Annotated in this window: 17 protein-coding genes; 9 read left to right on the top strand and 8 right to left on the bottom strand. The window is 72.2% G+C overall.

The features are described from left to right. Together scy and mce are read right to left on the bottom strand one after the other, a co-directional pair. Positions 1 to 2,991, bottom strand: a 2,991-nt coding sequence (gene scy / locus OO54_RS39345; RefSeq protein WP_033212150.1) for a polarized growth protein Scy, incomplete at its 3' end; no start/stop codon positions are given. A 185-nt stretch (positions 2,992 to 3,176) separates the two neighbouring features. Next, positions 3,177 to 3,629 carry a methylmalonyl-CoA epimerase gene (mce, locus tag OO54_RS39340; RefSeq protein WP_033212148.1) on the bottom strand — a complete coding sequence of 151 codons (453 nt, stop codon included), beginning with the start codon at positions 3,627 to 3,629 and terminating at the stop codon, positions 3,177 to 3,179. Between the two features lie 137 nt (positions 3,630 to 3,766). Between mce and OO54_RS39335 the strand changes: the two genes are divergently transcribed. Beyond that, positions 3,767 to 4,969 (top strand): acetyl-CoA C-acetyltransferase, encoded by a 1,203-nt coding sequence (locus OO54_RS39335; RefSeq protein WP_033212144.1) that lies wholly within the window; start codon positions 3,767 to 3,769, stop codon positions 4,967 to 4,969. Between the two features lie 29 nt (positions 4,970 to 4,998). Beyond that, the gene (meaB, locus tag OO54_RS39330) at positions 4,999 to 5,955 is read left to right on the top strand and encodes a methylmalonyl Co-A mutase-associated GTPase MeaB (RefSeq protein WP_033212143.1); all 957 of its coding nucleotides are present in this window, start codon (positions 4,999 to 5,001) and stop codon (positions 5,953 to 5,955) included. Between the two features lie 62 nt (positions 5,956 to 6,017). On the opposite strand, the gene OO54_RS39325 is transcribed toward meaB, so the two are convergent. The 4 genes from OO54_RS39325 to OO54_RS39310 all read right to left on the bottom strand — a co-directional run bounded on the left by OO54_RS39325 (position 6,018) and on the right by OO54_RS39310 (position 8,648). Beyond that, a complete protein-coding gene (locus OO54_RS39325; RefSeq protein WP_033212141.1) occupies positions 6,018 to 6,494 on the bottom strand; it encodes a MarR family winged helix-turn-helix transcriptional regulator in 477 nt (158 codons plus the stop codon). An 83-nt stretch (positions 6,495 to 6,577) separates the two neighbouring features. Further along, the gene (locus tag OO54_RS39320) at positions 6,578 to 7,363 is read right to left on the bottom strand and encodes an AIM24 family protein (protein WP_033212139.1); all 786 of its coding nucleotides are present in this window, start codon (positions 7,361 to 7,363) and stop codon (positions 6,578 to 6,580) included. Next, positions 7,360 to 8,010: an AIM24 family protein gene (locus tag OO54_RS39315; protein ID WP_033212138.1), complete on the bottom strand. Its 651-nt coding sequence runs from the start codon at positions 8,008 to 8,010 to the stop codon at positions 7,360 to 7,362. Before OO54_RS39315 ends, OO54_RS39320 begins: the two co-directional genes overlap by 4 nt. Continuing rightward, a complete protein-coding gene (locus OO54_RS39310) occupies positions 8,010 to 8,648 on the bottom strand; it encodes an AIM24 family protein (protein ID WP_026057632.1) in 639 nt (212 codons plus the stop codon). Before OO54_RS39310 ends, OO54_RS39315 begins: the two co-directional genes overlap by 1 nt. 107 nt (positions 8,649 to 8,755) lie before the next feature. Between OO54_RS39310 and OO54_RS39305 the strand changes: the two genes are divergently transcribed. From OO54_RS39305 to glxA, 7 genes are all read left to right on the top strand, one after another. Beyond that, the gene (locus OO54_RS39305; protein ID WP_033212159.1) at positions 8,756 to 9,109 is read left to right on the top strand and encodes a DUF3817 domain-containing protein; all 354 of its coding nucleotides are present in this window, start codon (positions 8,756 to 8,758) and stop codon (positions 9,107 to 9,109) included. Next, complete coding sequence (locus tag OO54_RS39300; RefSeq protein WP_033212136.1) at positions 9,106 to 9,399, top strand: MTH1187 family thiamine-binding protein; 294 nt, start codon at positions 9,106 to 9,108, stop codon at positions 9,397 to 9,399. Before OO54_RS39305 ends, OO54_RS39300 begins: the two co-directional genes overlap by 4 nt. Before the next feature lie 156 nt (positions 9,400 to 9,555). Continuing rightward, on the top strand, positions 9,556 to 10,278 hold the full coding sequence (locus tag OO54_RS39295) for a hypothetical protein (protein WP_033212156.1): 723 nt from the start codon (positions 9,556 to 9,558) through the stop codon (positions 10,276 to 10,278). A 44-nt stretch (positions 10,279 to 10,322) separates the two neighbouring features. After that, a complete protein-coding gene (locus tag OO54_RS39290; protein WP_033212153.1) occupies positions 10,323 to 10,982 on the top strand; it encodes a DUF4166 domain-containing protein in 660 nt (219 codons plus the stop codon). Further along, positions 10,979 to 11,677, top strand: coding sequence for a TetR/AcrR family transcriptional regulator (locus OO54_RS39285; protein ID WP_234439278.1), 699 nt, complete (start codon positions 10,979 to 10,981; stop codon positions 11,675 to 11,677). The genes OO54_RS39290 and OO54_RS39285 overlap by 4 nt, the downstream gene beginning before the upstream one ends. A gap of 90 nt (positions 11,678 to 11,767) precedes the next feature. Continuing rightward, positions 11,768 to 13,588, top strand: a complete 1,821-nt coding sequence (locus OO54_RS39280) for a glycosyltransferase family 2 protein (protein WP_033212135.1) — start codon at positions 11,768 to 11,770, stop codon at positions 13,586 to 13,588. A 3-nt stretch (positions 13,589 to 13,591) separates the two neighbouring features. Next, positions 13,592 to 15,553 (top strand): radical copper oxidase GlxA, encoded by a 1,962-nt coding sequence (glxA, locus tag OO54_RS39275; protein ID WP_033212133.1) that lies wholly within the window; start codon positions 13,592 to 13,594, stop codon positions 15,551 to 15,553. A gap of 6 nt (positions 15,554 to 15,559) precedes the next feature. Here glxA and OO54_RS39270 read toward each other — a convergent pair whose 3' ends face one another. Together OO54_RS39270 and OO54_RS39265 are read right to left on the bottom strand one after the other, a co-directional pair. Further along, positions 15,560 to 16,576 (bottom strand): glycoside hydrolase family 6 protein, encoded by a 1,017-nt coding sequence (locus OO54_RS39270; protein ID WP_033212131.1) that lies wholly within the window; start codon positions 16,574 to 16,576, stop codon positions 15,560 to 15,562. A gap of 57 nt (positions 16,577 to 16,633) precedes the next feature. Then, entirely contained in the window at positions 16,634 to 17,626 is a 993-nt protein-coding gene (locus OO54_RS39265; RefSeq protein ID WP_033212129.1) for an ArsR/SmtB family transcription factor, read from the bottom strand. Between the last annotated feature and the right edge of the window lie 154 nt (positions 17,627 to 17,780).

Below are 17,780 nucleotides of genomic sequence, written 5' to 3'. Positions count from 1 at the left end.
GGTGTCGGCCTGTTCGGCGGCGTCGGCGCGGCGCTTGTCGGCGGCCTTGCGGGCGTCGTCGAGGACCTTCTCGCTGTCGGCGATGGCGGCGTCGCGCAGGGCCTCGGCGTGCGCCTCTCCGTCGGCCTTGACCTGTTCGGCCTCGGCGCGGAGGCGCTGGGCTTCCTGCTCAGCCTCCGCGCGGAGCTCGGCGGCCTCGGCAGCGATCCGCTCCGCCTCCGTGCGCGCCTCGCCGACCACCGTCTCGGCGCGCTCGGCGGCCTCCGAACGGATCCGGTTGGCGTCGTCCCGGGCGTCGGCCCGGGTGCGGGCCGCGTCCTGCTCGGCCGACGCCAGCGAATCCGTCACCTCGGTCCGCACCCGCTGCGCGTACTCGGCGGTGTCCGTCCGCAGCTTCTCGGCCTCGGCGAGCGCGTCCGTGACCGTCCGCTCGGCCAGCGCCTTCGCGGCCTCCGACTCCTCCTGGGCGCGCGTCCGCGTGCGGGCCGCGTCCTCGGAGGCCCGCTCCCGCTCCTCGTACGCGTCGGCGCGGACCCGGTCCGCCTCCTCCTGCGCCTCGGTACGGGTCCGCTCGGCCGCGTGCTCGGCGGCGCTGCGCAGCCCGGCGATCTCCTCGTCGGCCTGCTCGCGCAGGCCGGCCACCGAGTCCCGCACCTCCTGGGCGGTCTGCTCGGCGGCGGTGACCATCTCGGTCGCCCGCGCGTCCGCCTCCTCGACCAGGCGCTGCGCCTCGGCCTGCGCGTCCTCGACGCGCTTGCGGGCGGCGGCGAGGAGTTCCTCGGACTGCTCGCGGGCGTGCTCGCGCTCGCGGCCCGCCTCGGAACGGGCCGACTCGAGGGTCGACTCGGCCTCCCGGCGGCGCCGGTTGGCCTCCTCCTGCGCGGCGGCCAGCGCCTCGGCGGCCTCGGCGGCCACCCGCTCGGCCGCGGCGGCGGCCTCGGCCCGCACCCGGTCGGCGGTCTCCTGCGCCTCCGACTTCAGGCGCTCGGCTTCCTGCTCGGTCTCCGTGCGGAGCCGTACCGCGGCGCTCTCGGCCTCGGTACGCGTGGTCGACGCGTCCGACGCGGCCTCGGCGCGCAGCCGCTCGGCCTCCTGCTCGGCCTGCTCCCGGAGCGTACGGATGCGCTCGGCGGCCTCGGTCCGCAGCCGCTCCGTCTCGTCCGCGGCCTCGCGCCGCATCAGCTCGCTCTCGGCGCGGGCGTCGGTCAGCTCCTCGCCCGCGGCCGTCACCTTGGCCTCGGCCTCGGCGTGCAGCCGGGTCAGCTCCTCGGCGGCCTCGGCCCGGCGGGCCTCCGCGGCCCGCTCGGCATCCGCGCGCAGCCCGGCGGCGGCCTCCTCGGCCGCGCTCTTCACGGACTCGGCCTGCTCCTCGGCCTCGGTCCGCAGCCGCTCGGCCTCGGCGCGGGTCCGCTCCAGGGTCTCCTCGGCCTGGGTCCGGAGCGTCTGGGCGCGCTCCATGGCCTCGGACTTGACCCGCTCGCCCTCGGCGCCGGCCTTGGCCCGCTGCTCCTCGGCGTCGGTGCGGGCCTTGGTGAGGAGCTCCTCGGCGGTCTTGGCCGCCTCCTCGATCTGCTGGAGGGCCTCGCGCCGGGCCTCGCCGCGGATCCGCTCGCCCTCGTCGATGGCCTCGGCGCGCAGCTGCTCGGCCTCGCCGCGCAGCCGGCGGGCCTCCTCCTGGAGCTCGACCGTCTTGGCGCGGTACTCCTTGGTGTCGTCCTTCGCCGAGCCGAGCAGCTCGTCGGCCTGCTCGCCTGCCTCGGCGCGCAGCCGGTCCGCCTCGGTCTCGGCCTCGCGGCGGACCCGCTCGGCCTCCTCCGAGGCCTTGCGGGTGGTCTCCCGGGCGTCGTCGGACGCCTTGGTGAGGATCTCCTCGGCGGTGCGGGCGGCCTTGGCGAGCGCGGCGGCGGAGTCCTCGGCGGCGGCCGACATGGCCTTCTCGGAGGCCTCCGAGAGCAGCTTCTCGGCGTGGGCGGTGGCCTCGCGGAGCTTCTCCTCGGCCTCCGCCTTCAGCGCTTCGGCGTCCTTGGTGGCCTCGCCGACGAGCCGGGCGATCTCCGTCTTGGCCGTACGGGTCCGCTGCTCGTTGACCGACTCGGCGGAGGCGAGCTGCCTGGCGGCGGCCTCCTTGGCCTCGGCGAGGGCCTTCTCGGCCTCGGCGCGGGCCAGCCGGAGCCTCTCCTCGGCCTCCTGCATGCGCTGCTCGGCGGCGCGCGAGAGTTCGGTCGCCTGGCGGCGGGCCTGGTCGGTCTCGGCGGTCGTCGTGGAGCGGAGCTGCTCGGCGTGGCTGGTGGCCTCCTGCGCCTGGCTGGAGGCGGCGTTCAGGAGCCGCTCGGCGTCCTTGCGGGCGCGCAGCAGGATGGCCTCGGCCTCGGCGCGGGCGGACTCCGCCTCGGCGCCGACCCGGCGGCTGGTCTCCTCGGCGAGCCGGGCGGCCTCGGCGCGGGCGGTGGCGAGCGACTGCTCGGCCTCCGCGCGGGACTCCTCCATCAGGCGGCGGGCCTGGGACTCCGTACGGGCGCGGAGCTGCTCGGCCCAGGCGACGTTCTCGTTGACGTGCGCCTCGACGGTCTGCCGGCGCTCGCTGAGCTCCTGGTCGAGCTGCTGGCGGCGCTGGACCGCCTCGTTGTGGAGCTCGGCCTGGAGCCTGGCCTGGTGCTCGGCGTGCTCCTGGAGGATGCGCTGGGTCTGGGCGCGGGCCTCGCGCAGCTCCCGCTCGGCGTCCTGGCGGAGCTGCTCGGCCTGCGCCTGCGCGTTCCGCAGCAGCTGCTCGGCCTGGTAGCCGATGTCGGCGCTGTCGTACGCGGGCCTGGACGCGATGGTGCGGCGCGCCTCGTGGAGCTTGGCGCGCAAGACCTCGACCTGGTAACCGAGGTCCTCGGCGTGCTGGACGGCCTTCTCGCGCTCGGTCTTCAGCCGGTCCATCTCGGCTTCGAACCTGGCGAGATGGTCGTCTTCAGCTCGGTGGCTCTCCTGGCGTTCGTAGCCCCGCACTGCGCGGTCCATCCGTCCCCTGGTCGCAACACTCCAACGAGCACCGCCCTCACGGACGAGGACGGACCCCCGGGGAATCGTGGCAGATCGGACGACCCCGACATCCCGACTTCGGTGCCACGCGGGGCAGCCCCGACCGGCCCCGGCCCGGAGTCGCCCACTCTACCGGGCCAGGAATCCGGAGGTCAGTGCTCCGCTGAGGAGCGGTCAGCGGACGGCTTGGCCGAGGTGACCAGTTCCGTGAGCACGCCGTGACAGTCCTTGGGGTGGAGGAAGGTGATCCGGGACCCCATCGAGCCGATCCGCGGCTCGTCGTAGAGGACCCGTACGCCCTTGCCGCGGATGGCGTCGGCGTCACCGTCGACGTCGGCCGTGCCGAAGGCGATGTGGTGCACGCCCTCGCCGTTCTTGGCGAGCCACTTGCCCACCGCGGAGTCCTCCCGCGTCGGTTCGAGGAGCTGAAGGTACGAGGCGCCGCCGTCGTCGGTGGCGTTGATCTTGAGCATGGCCTCGCGGACACCCTGCTCCTCGTTGACCTCGGAGTGGAAGACCTCGAAACCGTACGTGGCACGGTAGAACTCGACGGTCTTGTCCAGGTCGAAACAGGCGATCCCGATGTGGTCGATTCGCGTCAGCATTCCTCCAGTGCACCGCCGGGAAGGTGGTTACGCAACGTGCGCGCGATCACACCATCGCGCCGGTGACCGCGCGCCGCGCCTCTCAGTACATTGGCGGTAAACCCTCGTTCACTCCTCATCCCAAGGGGCCGTGCCTCATGTCTGGAACGACCGGTACCACCTCAGTGATCGTCGCGGGCGCCCGCACGCCCATGGGTCGCCTGCTCGGCTCGCTCAAGTCCTTCTCCGGCGCCGACCTCGGCGGCTTCGCCATCAAGGCGGCCCTCGACCGGGCCGGCATCGGCGGCGACCAGGTGCAGTACGTGATCATGGGCCAGGTGCTCCAGGCGGGCGCCGGCCAGATCCCCGCCCGTCAGGCCGCCGTCAAGGCGGGCATCCCGATGAACGTCCCCGCCCTCACCATCAACAAGGTGTGTCTGTCGGGTCTCGACGCGATCGCCCTCGCCGACCAGCTCATCCGCGCGGGCGAGTTCGACGTGGTCGTCGCCGGCGGCCAGGAGTCGATGACGAACGCCCCGCACCTGCTGCCGAAGTCCCGCGAGGGCTTCAAGTACGGCGCGATCGAGATGCTCGACGCCATGGCGTACGACGGCCTCACCGACTCCTTCGAGGGCATCGCCATGGGCGAGTCCACGGAGAAGCACAACACCCGCCTCGGCATCCAGCGCCCGGAGCAGGACGAGATCGCCGCCCTGTCGCACCAGCGCGCCGCCGCCGCCCAGAAGAACGGCATCTTCGAGGCCGAGATCACCCCGGTCGAGATCCCGCAGCGCAAGGGCGAGCCGGTCGTCTTCTCCAAGGACGAGGGCATCCGCGCCGAGACCACCGCCGAGTCCCTCGGCAAGCTCCGCCCGGCGTTCGCGAAGGACGGCACCATCACCGCCGGCACCTCCTCGCAGATCTCCGACGGTGCCGCGGCCGTCGTCGTGATGAGCAAGGCCAAGGCCGAGGAGCTGGGCCTGGAGTGGATCGCCGAGATCGGCGCCCACGGCAACGTCGCGGGCCCGGACAACTCGCTCCAGTCGCAGCCGTCCAACGCGATCCTGCACGCCCTCAAGAAGGAGGGCCTGGGCGTCGAGGACCTCGACCTCATCGAGATCAACGAGGCCTTCGCCGCGGTCGCCGTCCAGTCAATGAAGGACCTGGGCGTTACCCCCGAGAAGGTGAACGTCAACGGCGGTGCGATCGCCCTCGGCCACCCGATCGGCATGTCCGGCGCCCGCGTGGTGCTGCACCTCGCGCTGGAGCTCAAGCGGCGCGGCGGCGGCATCGGCGCGGCCGCCCTCTGCGGTGGCGGCGGCCAGGGTGACGCGCTGATCGTCCGCGTCGCCGGCAAGTAAGTCACTCCAGGCAGGCAAGGAGCCCGCACATGGTGGACGTCCCCGCTCTGGTCACCCAGGCACGGGAGGGCAGGCCACGGGCCGTGGCCCGGCTGATCTCGCTCGTGGAGGGGGCGTCCCCGCAGCTGCGCGAGGTGATGGCGGCGCTCGCGCCGCTCACCGGCGGCGCGTACGTGGTGGGCCTGACGGGCTCGCCCGGCGTCGGCAAGTCCACCTCGACGTCGGCGCTGGTCTCCGCCTACCGGCGGGCGGGCAAGCGGGTCGCGGTCCTGGCCGTCGACCCGTCCTCCCCGTTCAGCGGGGGAGCGCTGCTCGGCGACCGGGTCCGGATGTCGGAGCACGCCTCCGACCCGGGCGTCTACATCCGCTCCATGGCCACCCGCGGCCATCTCGGCGGTCTCGCCTGGTCCGCCCCGCAGGCCATCCGCGTCCTGGACGCGGCCGGCTTCGACGTGATCCTGGTGGAGACGGTCGGCGTCGGTCAGTCGGAGGTCGAGATCGCCTCCCAGGCCGACACCTCGGTCGTCCTCCTCGCGCCGGGCATGGGCGACGGGATCCAGGCCGCGAAGGCGGGCATCCTGGAGATCGGCGACGTGTACGTGGTGAACAAGGCCGACCGGGACGGCGCCGACTCCACCGCCCGCGAGCTCAACCACATGCTGGGCCTGGGCGAGGCGCGGGCCGCCGGCGACTGGCGGCCGCCGATCGTCAAGACGGTCGCGGCGCGCGGCGAGGGCATCGACGAGGTCGTGGAGGCCCTGGAGAAGCACCGCGCCTGGATGGAGGAGTGCGGGGTCCTCGCGGAGCGCCGCCGGGACCGCGCCGCGGGCGAGGTCGAGGCCATCGCGGTCACGGCCCTGCGCGAGCGCATCGGCGACCTGCACGGCGACCGGCGCCTCGACGCGCTCGCCGAGCGGATCGTGGCGGGCACCCTCGACCCGTACGCGGCTTCCGACGAGCTGATCGCGAGCCTGACCGGAAACTGACCCCGGTCACAAGGGAAGGGCCCCTCCGGACGTCCGGAGGGGCCCTTCCCGTCTTTGTCAGGTCACGGCTTGCCGCGGCGGCCGCGCAGCTGCTCCGCGACCGGCTTCAGGGACTCGTGGAGGTCGCCGAGGGCCTCGCCGCTGAGCTGGTCGATGAAGTGCCTGCGCACCGACTCGACGTGGTGCGGGGCGACCTTGCGCATCGTCTCCATGCCGTCGTCGGTCAGGACGGCGTAGAGCCCGCGCCGGTCGGACTCGCAGTTCTCGCGGCGGACGAGGCCGGCGTTCTCCATGCGGGTGATCTGGTGGGAGAGCCGGCTCTTCGACTGGAGGGTGGCCGCGGCGAGGTCGCTCATGCGCAGCCTCCGGTCCGACGACTCCGAGAGGTTCACCAGGATCTCGTAGTCGTTCATCGTCAGCCCGAACGGCTGGAGGTCCCTCTCCAGCTGGTACGTCAGCATGCGCTGGACGTCCAGGAAGGTGCGCCAGGCGCACTGCTCGCCGTCGCTGAGCCAGGGGGTGGCGGTCTCGGTCTCCATGTATGGATTCTACCTAAGAAGTTGAAAACTTGACGAAGTCTGGGAGCGCGCGTTCGAAGACGTCACACTCCGCAGACTACCGCTCACAGACCGAAGCGACGCTGGAGGTCACCGAGCTGGCCGGGAAGGCGCGGTACCGAGCCGGGCACGCCCTGGCCGGAACCGTGCGCCCCCTGTCCGCCGGGCACGCCCGCCTGCGCGGGAGGCCCGCCGATCGGCCGCTCCGCCATCAGGAGCTCCGTCGACTGGAGCAGCACCGTGCCCGCGCCGACGAACTCGAACTGGTGCTCCTCGCCCGAGGTGCCGCCGATGCCCGTCAGGGCCCGTACGCCGCCCATCACGCCGGTCATGTAGCCGTGGTCGTAATGATGACAGGGCGAGGGGCAGTCGGCCCAGCCCACGAGGGCCTGCGGGTCGACCCGCATCGGGGGTTCCATGAAGACCACGGGACCGTTCGACGCGGCCACGAACTTGCCGGTGCCGATCAGGGTCACGAAGCCCGGCACGATCGACTGCTTCAGCGCGAGCGTGGGCTGGTAGGCGAGGAGGTTGCCCGAGCGGATCGTCAGGTTGCCCTCGTCCAGGTCGTACGAGTTCACGTCGAAGGCCCGGTCCGCCAGCAGCATCTTGCCGCTGCCCTCGGCCACCACCCAGTCGCTCGCGTGCAGCGGCGAGTGGAAGGACGTCCGCACCAGCCGGTCGAGCCGGCCGTGACCGATGCCGTTGAACTCGATCCGCCCGTAGTAGGCGATCATCTTCCCCTTCTGCAGGAACCACTGGGAGCCCTTGAGCTCCACGCAGAAGGTGTACGGGTTGACGTTGTCGTCCGACGGCAGGGAGTGCGGGTCGTGGATGACAGGGGTGCTCACAGCTTCTCCTCCGAGGCCTGGACGTACACCGCGCCGCTGCCGCTCAGCTCCAGCTGGAAGGCCTCGCCCGAGCCGCGCCCCACCATGTCGCGCCAGCCGAGCGCGGTGGAGAGCTTGTTCCGCACGTCGCCGTGGTGGGCCACGTACGCCTGCGGGTCGACGTGGACCGGGTTGCCCGGGGTGATCGGCAGCTGGATGACGCCGCCGTGGGCCATGACGGCCACCGAGCCGTGCCCCTTGAGCGTCGTGGTGAAGAGGCCCTGGCCGGTCACCTGGCCGCGGACCATGCCCATGACCCCGCCCTGCGAGCCCATGAACATCGTGCCCTGCTCCAGGGTGCCGTCGAAGGCGAGCAGGCGGTCGGCCTCGACGTACAGGGTGTCGCCGGTGAGGCCGATCACCTGGATGTGGTGCCCGCCGTGCCCGAACATCACGGTGCCGTTGCCCTCGACGGTCATCAGCGGGGTCGCCTCGCCGGCCACCCGGCGGCCGATCATCGACATCAGGCCGCCCTGGCCGCCCGCCATGTTCGGCGTGAAACTGACGTCGCCGCGGTACGCGAGCATCGCGCCGCGCTGGCTGAACATCCGCTGCCCGGGGATGACGGTCGCCTCGACCATCTTCGAGTTGATCTCGCGGAACGGCATCAGACGTCGCCCCCGATCGTGTTCCGCTCGCTCGGCTGGACGTACACGAGGCCGTCCCCCTCGAAGCGGATCTGGAAGGCCTCGCCGCCGCCCTCGCCCATCAGGGTGCGGAAGGTCACACCCGACTGGAAGTGCTGCTGGAGGTTGCCCTGGTGGGCGATGTACGCGCCGGGGTCGACCTGGAGCGGGTACTGCGGGGTCACCCGCAGCACCACCGCCGGGCCGTCGGACGTGATCGCCGCCTGCCCGGTGCCCTCGACGGTGGTGGTGAAGAGGCCGTTGCCGGTCGCGCCGCCACGCAGTCCCGTGAAGGTGGTGCCGGTGCGCAGCCCCGCGTCGGTGCAGAGCAGGTTGCTCGCCTCGACCCAGAGCTTGTCGCCGTGCAGGGACACGAGGTTGATCTCGGAGGCCCGGTCGGCGAACCAGCAGGTCCCCTGGCCGCGGACCTCCATCACCTCCATCTGCTCACCCGTGAGCCGGCGGGTCACCATGCCGCGCAGGCCCTCACCGCCGCCGCTCATCTTCTTGAACGCCATCTGGCCGTCGTAGGCGACCATCGAGCCGTTCTTCGCCTTGACGGAGTCGCCGGTCATGGAGACGGCGAGCACTTTGCTGCCTTGGAGTCGGAACGTTGCCACCCCAGGAAGGTACTGGGCCCCCGGATAAAGAGACAGCAAAGTCGGCGTGCACAATGGACGGGCCCTTGTGCATCCGTTCACAAGACCGAACGAAGGTGACCCCCTCCGTGGACATCAAGACCGCTTCCTCCCTCCACCGGCTCCGGCTCGTCTCCGCGCCGGAGGCCGTCTCGTTCCTGCTCCTGCTGGTCTGCTCGGTGCTCAAGCGGACGACGGACTTCAACGCGGTGCCGGTCATGGGCGCGGTCCACGGCGTGCTGTTCATCCTGTACGTCCTCTTCTGGCTGGACGCCTGGAACCGCACCAAGTGGAGCTTCGGCACCGCCGCCCTCTACTTCGCCCTCTCGGTGCTGCCCTTCGGCGGCTTCTACGCCGAGCGCAAGCTCAAGCGCGAGGCCGAGGACGCGGTCATCGCCTCCCGCGCGCGGGCCGCGGCGGCCGAGGGTGCGGTGAAGGCGTGATCCTCGCTTTCTCCGTGACCCCCCTCGGCGTGGGGGAAGACGTCGGCGAGTACGTCGCCGACGCCGTCCGGGTCGTCCGCGAGTCCGGTCTGCCGAACCGCACCGACGCGATGTTCACGAGCGTGGAGGGCGACTGGGACGAGGTGATGGACGTCGTGAAGCGCGCCGTCGCCGCCGTCGAGGCCCGCGCGCCGCGCGTCTCGGTCGTCATGAAGGCCGACATCCGGCCCGGTGTGACGGACGGTCTGACCTCGAAGGTCGAGACGGTGGAGCGCCACCTCGGCGCCTGACGTCCGCTGGGCGAACCCGGGAAGCCCCCGGCCCCGACAAGGGGCCGGGGGCTTCTTCGTGGCCGCCGGTTGAGCGACTGCTCAAAATCGGCTACCTTCACTCGCGGGCAGTTTTGAGCGGTCGCTCAAAATGCCGGATGAGCTGGGAGAACGATGGTGGGTCTCTACATCGAGACGCGCGTGCGCGTGGACCTGGAGACACTCTGGGAACGCACGCAGGAACCCGACCGGCACCAGCGGTGGGACCTGCGGTTCACGGAGATCGACTACCTTCCGCGCGCCGGGGACGAACCCCAGCGCTTCCGGTACGCGACGCGCGTGCTGCCCTTCCTGGTCGTCGCCGGCACCGGTGTCTCCGCGGGGGAGCGCCACCGGGCCGGCGGCGACCGGGTCTCGGCCCTCCGGTTCGCCTCCCCGCACCCGCTGTCGCTGCTCGCCGAGGGCAGCGGCTACTGGCGGTACGTGCCCACGGCCGACGGCGTCCGCTTCCTCACCGGCTACGACTACCGGCCGCGCTGGGGTCTCCTCGGCCGCGCCGCCGACCGCCTCGTCTTCCGGCCCCTCATGGGGTGGGCCACGGCCTGGTCCTTCGACCGGCTGAGGCTCTGGTGCGAACGGGGCATCACCCCGGAGCGCTCCCGGAACCGCTGGCTGCTCGAACTCCTCGCCCGGGTGCTGGCCGTGGCCGTGCCGTGGGCCGCCGGCTCGCTGCCGCTGGGGTTCGCGTCGCTCGCGGCCGTCCCGCTCACCGTCCTCGGGCCGGCCGTCGCCGTCCTCGTACCGCCCTCGTCCCGGGCCCCCGCCGCCCGGCGCTGTCTGCGCACCCCACCCGCCCGCACCCGGGAGCCCCGGCTCCTCGCCGCCCTGGAGCAGCCGTGACCGCGACCGTGTCCTCCACCGCGCCCTCGATCTTCCGCACCGCCATGGGGGACGCCGAGTTCGAGCGGCTGCACCCGGAGCTCAGGCGCCGCTTCTCGGTCGGGCTCGCGAGCGGGGAACTGTGCGTCGGACGGGGCGTCATGGACCGCATCTGGCACGGCCGGGCGTTCGTGAAGCCGTTCCTCGCCGTCGGCGGGCTGCGGAACATCCTGCTGCCCCGCACCGGCCGCGACGTCCCTTTCCGCATCGAGAACGTGCCGTACGCCGACTCGTACGGCCGGGAGACCGTCACCTTCGTCCGCACCTTCGCGCTGCCCGGCGGGCCCCGGCGCTTCGACGCCACCATGGTCCACAGCCCCGAGCGCGGCTGCGTCCTCGACTACCTCGGCACGCACCAGCACCTCGCCAGCGACCTGCACCTGTCCGCCGAGCCGGACGGCTCGCTCCTCATCACTTCCGGCGAACACCGCTTCCGCGAGGGCCCGTTGGACGTGCGGGTGCCGGAACTGATCGGCGGCCGGGCCGAGGTGCGCGAGTCCTTCGACGAGCGCACCGGCCGCTTCCGCATCGACGTCCGGGTGGACAACCGGTACTTCGGGCCGATCTTCGGGTACGAGGGATCGTTCGCCGCCGAGTACGTGGACCTACGATCCCACGGGGTGCGCGCGGGGCTGCGCCCGGTGCGCGAGGAGGTACGGGCATGAGCGGGGACGTCACCGGCGGGAGCGTCAAGGGCCGCGGGGCGCCGGCGCGGGACGCCCGGAGCCAGGAGACCCGGGAGAAGCTGCTCGAAGGCGCTCTGCGCACCCTCGTCGAGCAGGGCATCGCCAAGGCCTCCGCGCGCGCCATCGCGGCCGCGGCCGGAGTCAACCAGGCCCTGGTCTTCTACCACTTCGGCTCCGTCGACGAGCTGCTCGCCGCCGCGTGCCGGCACGGCGCCGAGCAGCGGGTCGCCCGCCACCGCGAGCGGCTCCGCTCCGTCGGCAGCCTCACCGAGCTGCTCGCCTTCGGGCGCGAGATGCACGAGGAGGAGCGGGAGGCCGGGCACGTCGCCTTCCTCGGGCAGCTGCTGGCCGGGGCGCAGACGCACCCCCGGCTCGCGCCGGCCACCGCCGCCGGGCTCGACCTGTGGATCGCCGAGATCGAGCAGGTGCTCGTCCGCGTCCTCGCCGGGACGCCGCTCGCCGAGTTCACCGACCCCGCCGGGCTCGCCCGCGCGGTCGGCGCCTCGTTCATCGGCCTCGGGCTCTACGAGGGCGTCGACCCCGCCGGAGCGGAGGCGGCCTTCGCGGCACTCGAACAGCTCGGCGCCCTGATGGCCGCCGTCGAGGAGCTGAACCCGGTCGCCCGGAAGGCCGTCACGTACACGCTGCGTCGACAGACCGCTCGCGCCCGGTAAAAACCCTCACTCGGACCACTCCGGTCGACACGCCGAACGGTGTCCCCTTTTGATGGGATATCGACCAGTTCGACGACAGCTGGAGGCACCGTGCGACCGGGAGGCTACGACTACGACACCTACAGCCGACTCGCCGGCCCGCTCACGGAGGCGGACCCGGACGCTTACAGGGTGCGGTACCGAAGTCTGCTCTCGAAGGAGCCGCACCGAATACGAGCCGTCCTGCTGATGTGCCTCGCGCCGCTGCTGTCGGCGCTGCTCCTCGCCTACCTCGTCTGGCCGAGCCACTGGACCGTCCGCGAGGGCGACGACACCTGGCGCGTGCCGTACGACACCGTGATGCTCGTGTCGATCGGGCTCATCTGCTTCTTCATGCTGGTGAACGTCACCTCGATCGCCCACGCCACCATGGTCGCCCGCGACCCGATACCCGTGTACGCCGAGAAGGGCACCCGCGTCGCCTTCCTCACCACGTACGTCCCGGGCAAGGAGCCGCTCTCCATGGTCCGCCGCACCCTCGAAGGCGCCGTGCGGCTGCGGCACGAAGGACCGCTCGACATCTGGCTCCTGGACGAGGGCGACTCCGCCGAGGCCAAGGCCCTCTGCGAGGAACTCGGCGTCCACCACTTCACCCGCGCCGGCGTCCCCGAGTGGAACCGCAGGAAGGGCGTCCACAAGGCGAGGACCAAGCACGGCAACTACAACGCCTGGCTCGCCCGGCACGGGGACGACTACGACTTCTTCGCCTCCGTGGACACCGACCACGTCCCGCTCCCCAACTTCCTGGAGCGGATGCTCGGCTACTTCCGCGACCCCGACATCGCCTTCGTCGTCGGCCCGCAGGTCTACGGCAACTACGGAAACCTCGTCACCAAGGCCGCCGAGTCGCAGCAGTTCCTCTTCCACGCCCTCATCCAGCGGGCCGGGAACCGCTACCGCGCGCCCATGTTCGTCGGCACCAACAACGTCGTGCGGATCGCCGCCCTCCAGCAGATCGGCGGCCTGTGTGACTCCGTCACCGAGGACATGGCCACCGGCTTCGAACTGCACCGCAGGAAGAACCCGCGCACCGGCCGCTTCTGGCGCTCCGTCTACACCCCCGACGTCCTCGCCGTCGGCGAGGGACCGGCCTCCTGGACCGACTTCTTCACCCAGCAGCTCCGCTGGTCCCGCGGCACGTACGAGACGATCCTCAAGCAGTTCTGGAAGGCGCCCTTCCGTACCCCGCCGGGGCGCTTCCTCAACTACACCCTGATGCTCGTCTACTACCCGATGACGGCCGTCAACTGGCTCCTCGGCATCCTCAGCTGCGTGCTGTACCTGTGGCTCGGCGCCTCCGGCACCCAGGTCTCCACCCAGGTGTGGCTGATGATCTACAGCGACGCCGTCGCCCTCCAGATCGGCCTCTACCTCTGGAACCGGCGGCACAACGTCTCGCCCCACGAACCCGAGGGCTCCGGCGGCCTCGCCGGCATGGCGATGTCCGCGGTCTCCGCGCCCGTCTACCTGAAGTCCCTCGGCTCGGCGATCCTCCGCACCCGCGGCCGCTTCGTCGTCACCCCCAAGGGCGGCGCCTCCAGCCCCGACCGGGTCCTCACCTTCCGGATCCACCTCTCCTGGGCGGCCGTCCTCATCGCCTCGCTCGTCGCCTCCGTCCACTTCGGCCATACCCACGCCGCCATGCGCACCTGGGCCGTACTCGCCCTGGTCATCGCGCTGGCGCCGCTCGCCGCCTGGACCGTCACGGCCGTGCGCGCGAGCCGCTCCCGGCGCGTCCGCGCGCTCGCCCGGGCCCGCGCGCGGGCCCGCGGCCTCGCCGACGCCCGCGAGGGGATCGAGGCCCGACCCGCCGTCACGACGCTCCCGCCCACGCCCACGGCACCCGCTCCCACGACGACCGGAGGGAACTGAGCCATGGCCTACCGGCCGTCGAAGAAATTCAAGAAGACCCTGCTCGGCGCCTCGGCCATCCTGCTCCTCGCGGCGCTCAACGCTCCCGCCGCCGTCTCCTTCGCGGAGGAGAAGTACCACGCGTACAAGATCGCCCAGCCCGAGTACATGCGGGAGTACGGCTCCTGGGCCGAGGTCCCCGTCCCCGCCGACCACCGCGTCAACGCCATCCACGCGGCGCTCCTGCACACCGGCAAGGTGCTGCTGATCGCCGGCTCCGGCAACAGCCAGAAGAACTTCGACGCCGGGACCTTCGAGTCCGTCCTCTGGGACCCGGCGAAGAACACCTTCAAGAAGATCCCCACCCCCGAGGACTTCTTCTGCTCCGGCCACTCCCAGCTCCCCGACGGGCGGCTGCTCGTCGCCGGCGGCACCGCCCGCTACGAGATCCTCAACGGCGAGGTGAAGAAGGCCGGCGGCGGCATGCGGGTCAAGAACGAGAGCCCCGACGAGGCGGTCACCCTCAAGAAGGGCACCGTCTTCCGCTCCCCGTCCGGGGTCGAGTACGTCTCCAAGTTCGACGTCACCGTCCCCAAGGCCAAGCGCGAGTTCGAGATCTCCTACTTCAAGAGCGGCCAGATGAAGCCGTGGGAGACCAAGGTGACCGCCGCCGAGGCGCGCGTCTTCGTCGAGGCGCGGGAGGAGGGCCCGCAGGCCCTCACCACCGAGGCCGCGCAGTACGAGGTCGTCGGCCTCAAGGGCGAGGCGGCCGACAACGTCTACGGCCTCGCGCAGAAGCTCACCACCGAGAAGCAGGACTTCCAGGGCATCAAGGGCGCCTACGAGTTCGACCCCAAGGCCGAGAAGTACATCCCGGTCGCCCCCATGAAGGACGCCCGCTGGTACCCGACCCTCGTCACCCTCGCCGACGGCAGGGTCCTCGCCGTCTCCGGGCTCAACGACGTCGGCGACGTCGTCCCCGGCGACAACGAGTACTACGACCCCGGGACCAAGAAGTGGTCCAAGGGCCCCTTCCGCTACTTCCCCACCTACCCGTCCCTCTTCCTCACCAAGGGCGGCAAGCTCCTCTACACCGGCTCCAACGCCGGCTACGGCCCGGCCGACAAGGGCCGCGAACCCGGCATCTGGGACCTGGAGAAGAACTCCTTCGTCAAGCTCGGCGGCCTCACCCAGCCCGACCAGCTGGAGACCTCCGCCTCCCTGCTGCTGCCGCCCGCCCAGGACCAGAAGGTCATGGTGCTCGGCGGCGGCGGAGTGGGCGAGTCCGCCAAGTCCACCGGCCGCACCTCCATCATCGACCTGTCGAAGGACAGCCCCGCCTTCGCCGACGGCCCCTCGCTCCCGCAGGGCACCCGCTACCTCAGCGGCGTCCTGATGCCCGACGACTCCGTCTTCACCACCGGCGGCTCCCAGGACTACCGGGGCCGCAGCGGCAGCGACATCCTCAAGGCGCAGTTCTACGACCCGACGAACAACGCCTTCACCGAGGCCGCCGAACCCACCGTCGGCCGCAACTACCACTCCGAGGCGCTGCTGCTCCCCGACGGCCGGGTCGCCACCTTCGGCTCCGACCCCCTCTTCGACGACGAGGACAACACCAAGCTCGGCACCTTCGAGCAGCGCATCGAGGTCTTCACCCCGCCCTACCTCCACAAGGCGGGCGACGACCGGCCCGTCCTGGGGGAGGGGTCGCCGGAGCTCGACCAGAACGGCCGCGCCACCTTCAAGACGAAGGACGCGGACCGGATCGTCAAGGCCCGGCTGATGCGGCCCAGCGCCGTCACCCACACCACGGACGTCGAACAGCGCTCGATCGAGCTCGGCCTGCTGAAGGGCCAGGACGGCATCACCCTCACCGTCGACGTACCGCAGGACCGGACCCTCGTCCCGCCCGGCTGGTACATGCTCTTCGTCACCGACCTGGACGGCATCCCGTCCGAGGCGAAGTGGATCCAGGTGGAGTGACAGGTCCTAGGACTTCGCCCTACGGGCCAGGCCGAGGGCGTACTCCGGCCACCAGGTCCCGGCGGACGGGCCGCCCCGGCACTGGCCGTCGGAGTCGCCGGGGCGCTTGATCCACAGGTAGGCGTCGACCAGGTCGTTCCCGGTCCGGTCCGTCGGAGGCACGCCGAGGGACCGGCCCGGCGGATTGCACCAGGCCTCCGCCCCGTCGCCCGGGAGGGGGCCGTCGCCGTTCCTGCTCGTGTCGACAGTGAAGTGGGCGCCGCCGAGCAGCCCCGAGAGCGTGGTGCCGAAACCCTTCACGATGTCGTTGCGCTGGAAGTTGGAGACGTTCAGGGAGAAGCCGTCCGCGCGCGCCACGCCGGCCCGGCGCAGCGGCTCCACCAGCTTGGCCGGGTCGTCGATCCACGCGGGATTGCCCGCGTCCAGGTAGACCCGGGTGCGGGGCTGCCGCTTCAGCCGCTCGATCGCCCCGGCGAGGAGTTCGTAGCGCTCGTCGTGGTACTGGCCGGGGGTGCAGCCGTCGACGATGTGCGGCACCGCGTCCGGCTCCAGGACGACGATCGCGGAGGCCTCCCCGATCGCCGTGGCGAAGGCGTCCACCCAGTTCCGGTAGGCCTGCGCGTCGTGCGAACCGCCCGCCGAGTACATCCCGCAGTCGCGGTGCGGGATGTTGTACGCGGCGAAGACGGCCGTACGGTTCTCGGCCGCCGCGCCGCGGACCGCGCGCCTGATCTCCGGCACCGGGTCGTCGCCGGCCGGCCAGTCCGCGACCGGCCGGTCCGCGATCCGCTTCAGCACCCGGGCGTCCTCGGTCCTGCCCTGGGCCTCGTACTGGCGCACCTGCCGGGCGGCGTCGCTGTCCGGGTCCACCCAGAACGGGGAGCCCGACGCGGGGACAGCGGCCTCGCCGCGCGCCGACGGCGGGCCGACGGGCCCCTTCGGCGGCTCGTCCGTACCGCACCCGGTCAGGAGCAGCGCGGAGGCGAGGGCCAGGGCGGCGGCGGTGACGGTGCGGCGGGACATCCGGCCCCCCAGGGTCGGGTACGCGACGGGACATACGGCGTCATCGTGACATGTCGGTCACTTCGCGTCCGGCTGCGACACCGCGATCCCCAGCGGGGTCCGCTCGTACAGCACCTGATGGCCGTAGCGCCGGGAGGACAGCAGTCCCGCGTCCCGCAGCACGGCGAGGTGGGAGGAGACGGACGAGGGCGCCCTGCCGAGCAGGTGAGCGAGTGCCGTCGTCCCCATCGGCTCCTCCAGGGCGCACAGCACGTCCGCCCGCACCGGGCCGAGCAGCCGGGCCAGCACCTCCGGCGTGCGGTCCGCCGGCCCGGACCACAGCCCGCCGATCCCGCGCGCCGGGTACGCCACCGTCGGCTGCCACGGCGGATCGAAGCCGCTCACCACGTCCGGCCAGGTGAACACCGACGGCATCAGCACCAGCCCCTGCCCGTCCAGCGGGCGCACGTGCTCACCCGGATAGGCGACCGTCAGAGTCGCCGTCTCCGCCGCCCAGTCGAAGGCCGGGTGCAGCTCGGCCAGGAGCCGTTCCAGCCCGCCCTCCGCGAGCCGGCGCGAGTGGTACGCGACGTCCGCCTCCAGGAGCGCCCGCAGCCGGGGCCAGTCGGGCGCGATCAGCGCCTCCCACGCGGCCTCGAGGAGGTCGGCGAGCCGCTCCGTCGCACCGGCCGGATCGGCGAGCATCCGCCGCCCCTCCGGTGTGTCCGCCGCCCCCGGCGTCTCGGCGAGCGCCCGCTCGAAGTCGGACAGGGCCACCGCGGGATCCGTCGCCCGCACGGCCGCGATCTCCTCATCGAAGGACGCGGCAGGGCCCAGCGGCGGCGGATAGAGCGAGTCGGGGCTGTGCCCGCGCAGCGGCATCAGGAGGTGCAGCGGGCCCAGGTCGAGCCCGCGCGCGGCGCTCGCGATCCGCCGCATCCACGGCAGGTGGTAGCCCTGCTTCGCCGGCCGGGCGAGCACCCGCACGGCGGAGTGCGTCTCCCACAGCGGCGAGATCGCGAACCGGATGCGCATCGGATCCGCCTCGCCGAAGTGCAGGTGGTACGGCACGGATCCTCCCGGACATTCGCCTGGAGCCGAAAGTCTAGGGCTCCTCCCCCGCGCCCCCCACGCTGCCCCCATGCCCACGAACGACACCCGGCCCCCGGAACCGGCTCCCACGCCCACCCCTGCCCCCGCGCCCGCCTCCGCCGCCACGCCCACC

This window comes from Streptomyces wedmorensis (assembly GCF_000716445.1).
GTDB classification, from domain to species: Bacteria; Actinomycetota; Actinomycetes; order Streptomycetales; family Streptomycetaceae; genus Streptomyces; species Streptomyces wedmorensis.
The sequence above is the reverse complement of the archived record's forward strand: the minus strand, read 5'-3'. Positions and strand labels throughout refer to the sequence as shown.

What these genes read in the sequence shown, in the direction of transcription:
- OO54_RS39335 (WP_033212144.1), top strand. Translation starts at nt 3,767, where the DNA reads ATGTCTGGAACGACCGGTACCACCTCAGTGATCGTCGCGGGCGCCCGC.
- OO54_RS39290 (WP_033212153.1), top strand. Translation starts at nt 10,323, where the DNA reads ATGGGGGACGCCGAGTTCGAGCGGCTGCACCCGGAGCTCAGGCGCCGC.
- OO54_RS39270 (WP_033212131.1), bottom strand. Translation starts at nt 16,576, where the DNA reads ATGTCCCGCCGCACCGTCACCGCCGCCGCCCTGGCCCTCGCCTCCGCG.
- OO54_RS39325 (WP_033212141.1), bottom strand. Translation starts at nt 6,494, where the DNA reads ATGGAGACCGAGACCGCCACCCCCTGGCTCAGCGACGGCGAGCAGTGC.
- meaB (WP_033212143.1), top strand. Translation starts at nt 4,999, where the DNA reads ATGGTGGACGTCCCCGCTCTGGTCACCCAGGCACGGGAGGGCAGGCCA.
- OO54_RS39315 (WP_033212138.1), bottom strand. Translation starts at nt 8,010, where the DNA reads ATGCCGTTCCGCGAGATCAACTCGAAGATGGTCGAGGCGACCGTCATC.
- glxA (WP_033212133.1), top strand. Translation starts at nt 13,592, where the DNA reads ATGGCCTACCGGCCGTCGAAGAAATTCAAGAAGACCCTGCTCGGCGCC.
- OO54_RS39285 (WP_234439278.1), top strand. Translation starts at nt 10,979, where the DNA reads ATGAGCGGGGACGTCACCGGCGGGAGCGTCAAGGGCCGCGGGGCGCCG.
- mce (WP_033212148.1), bottom strand. Translation starts at nt 3,629, where the DNA reads ATGCTGACGCGAATCGACCACATCGGGATCGCCTGTTTCGACCTGGAC.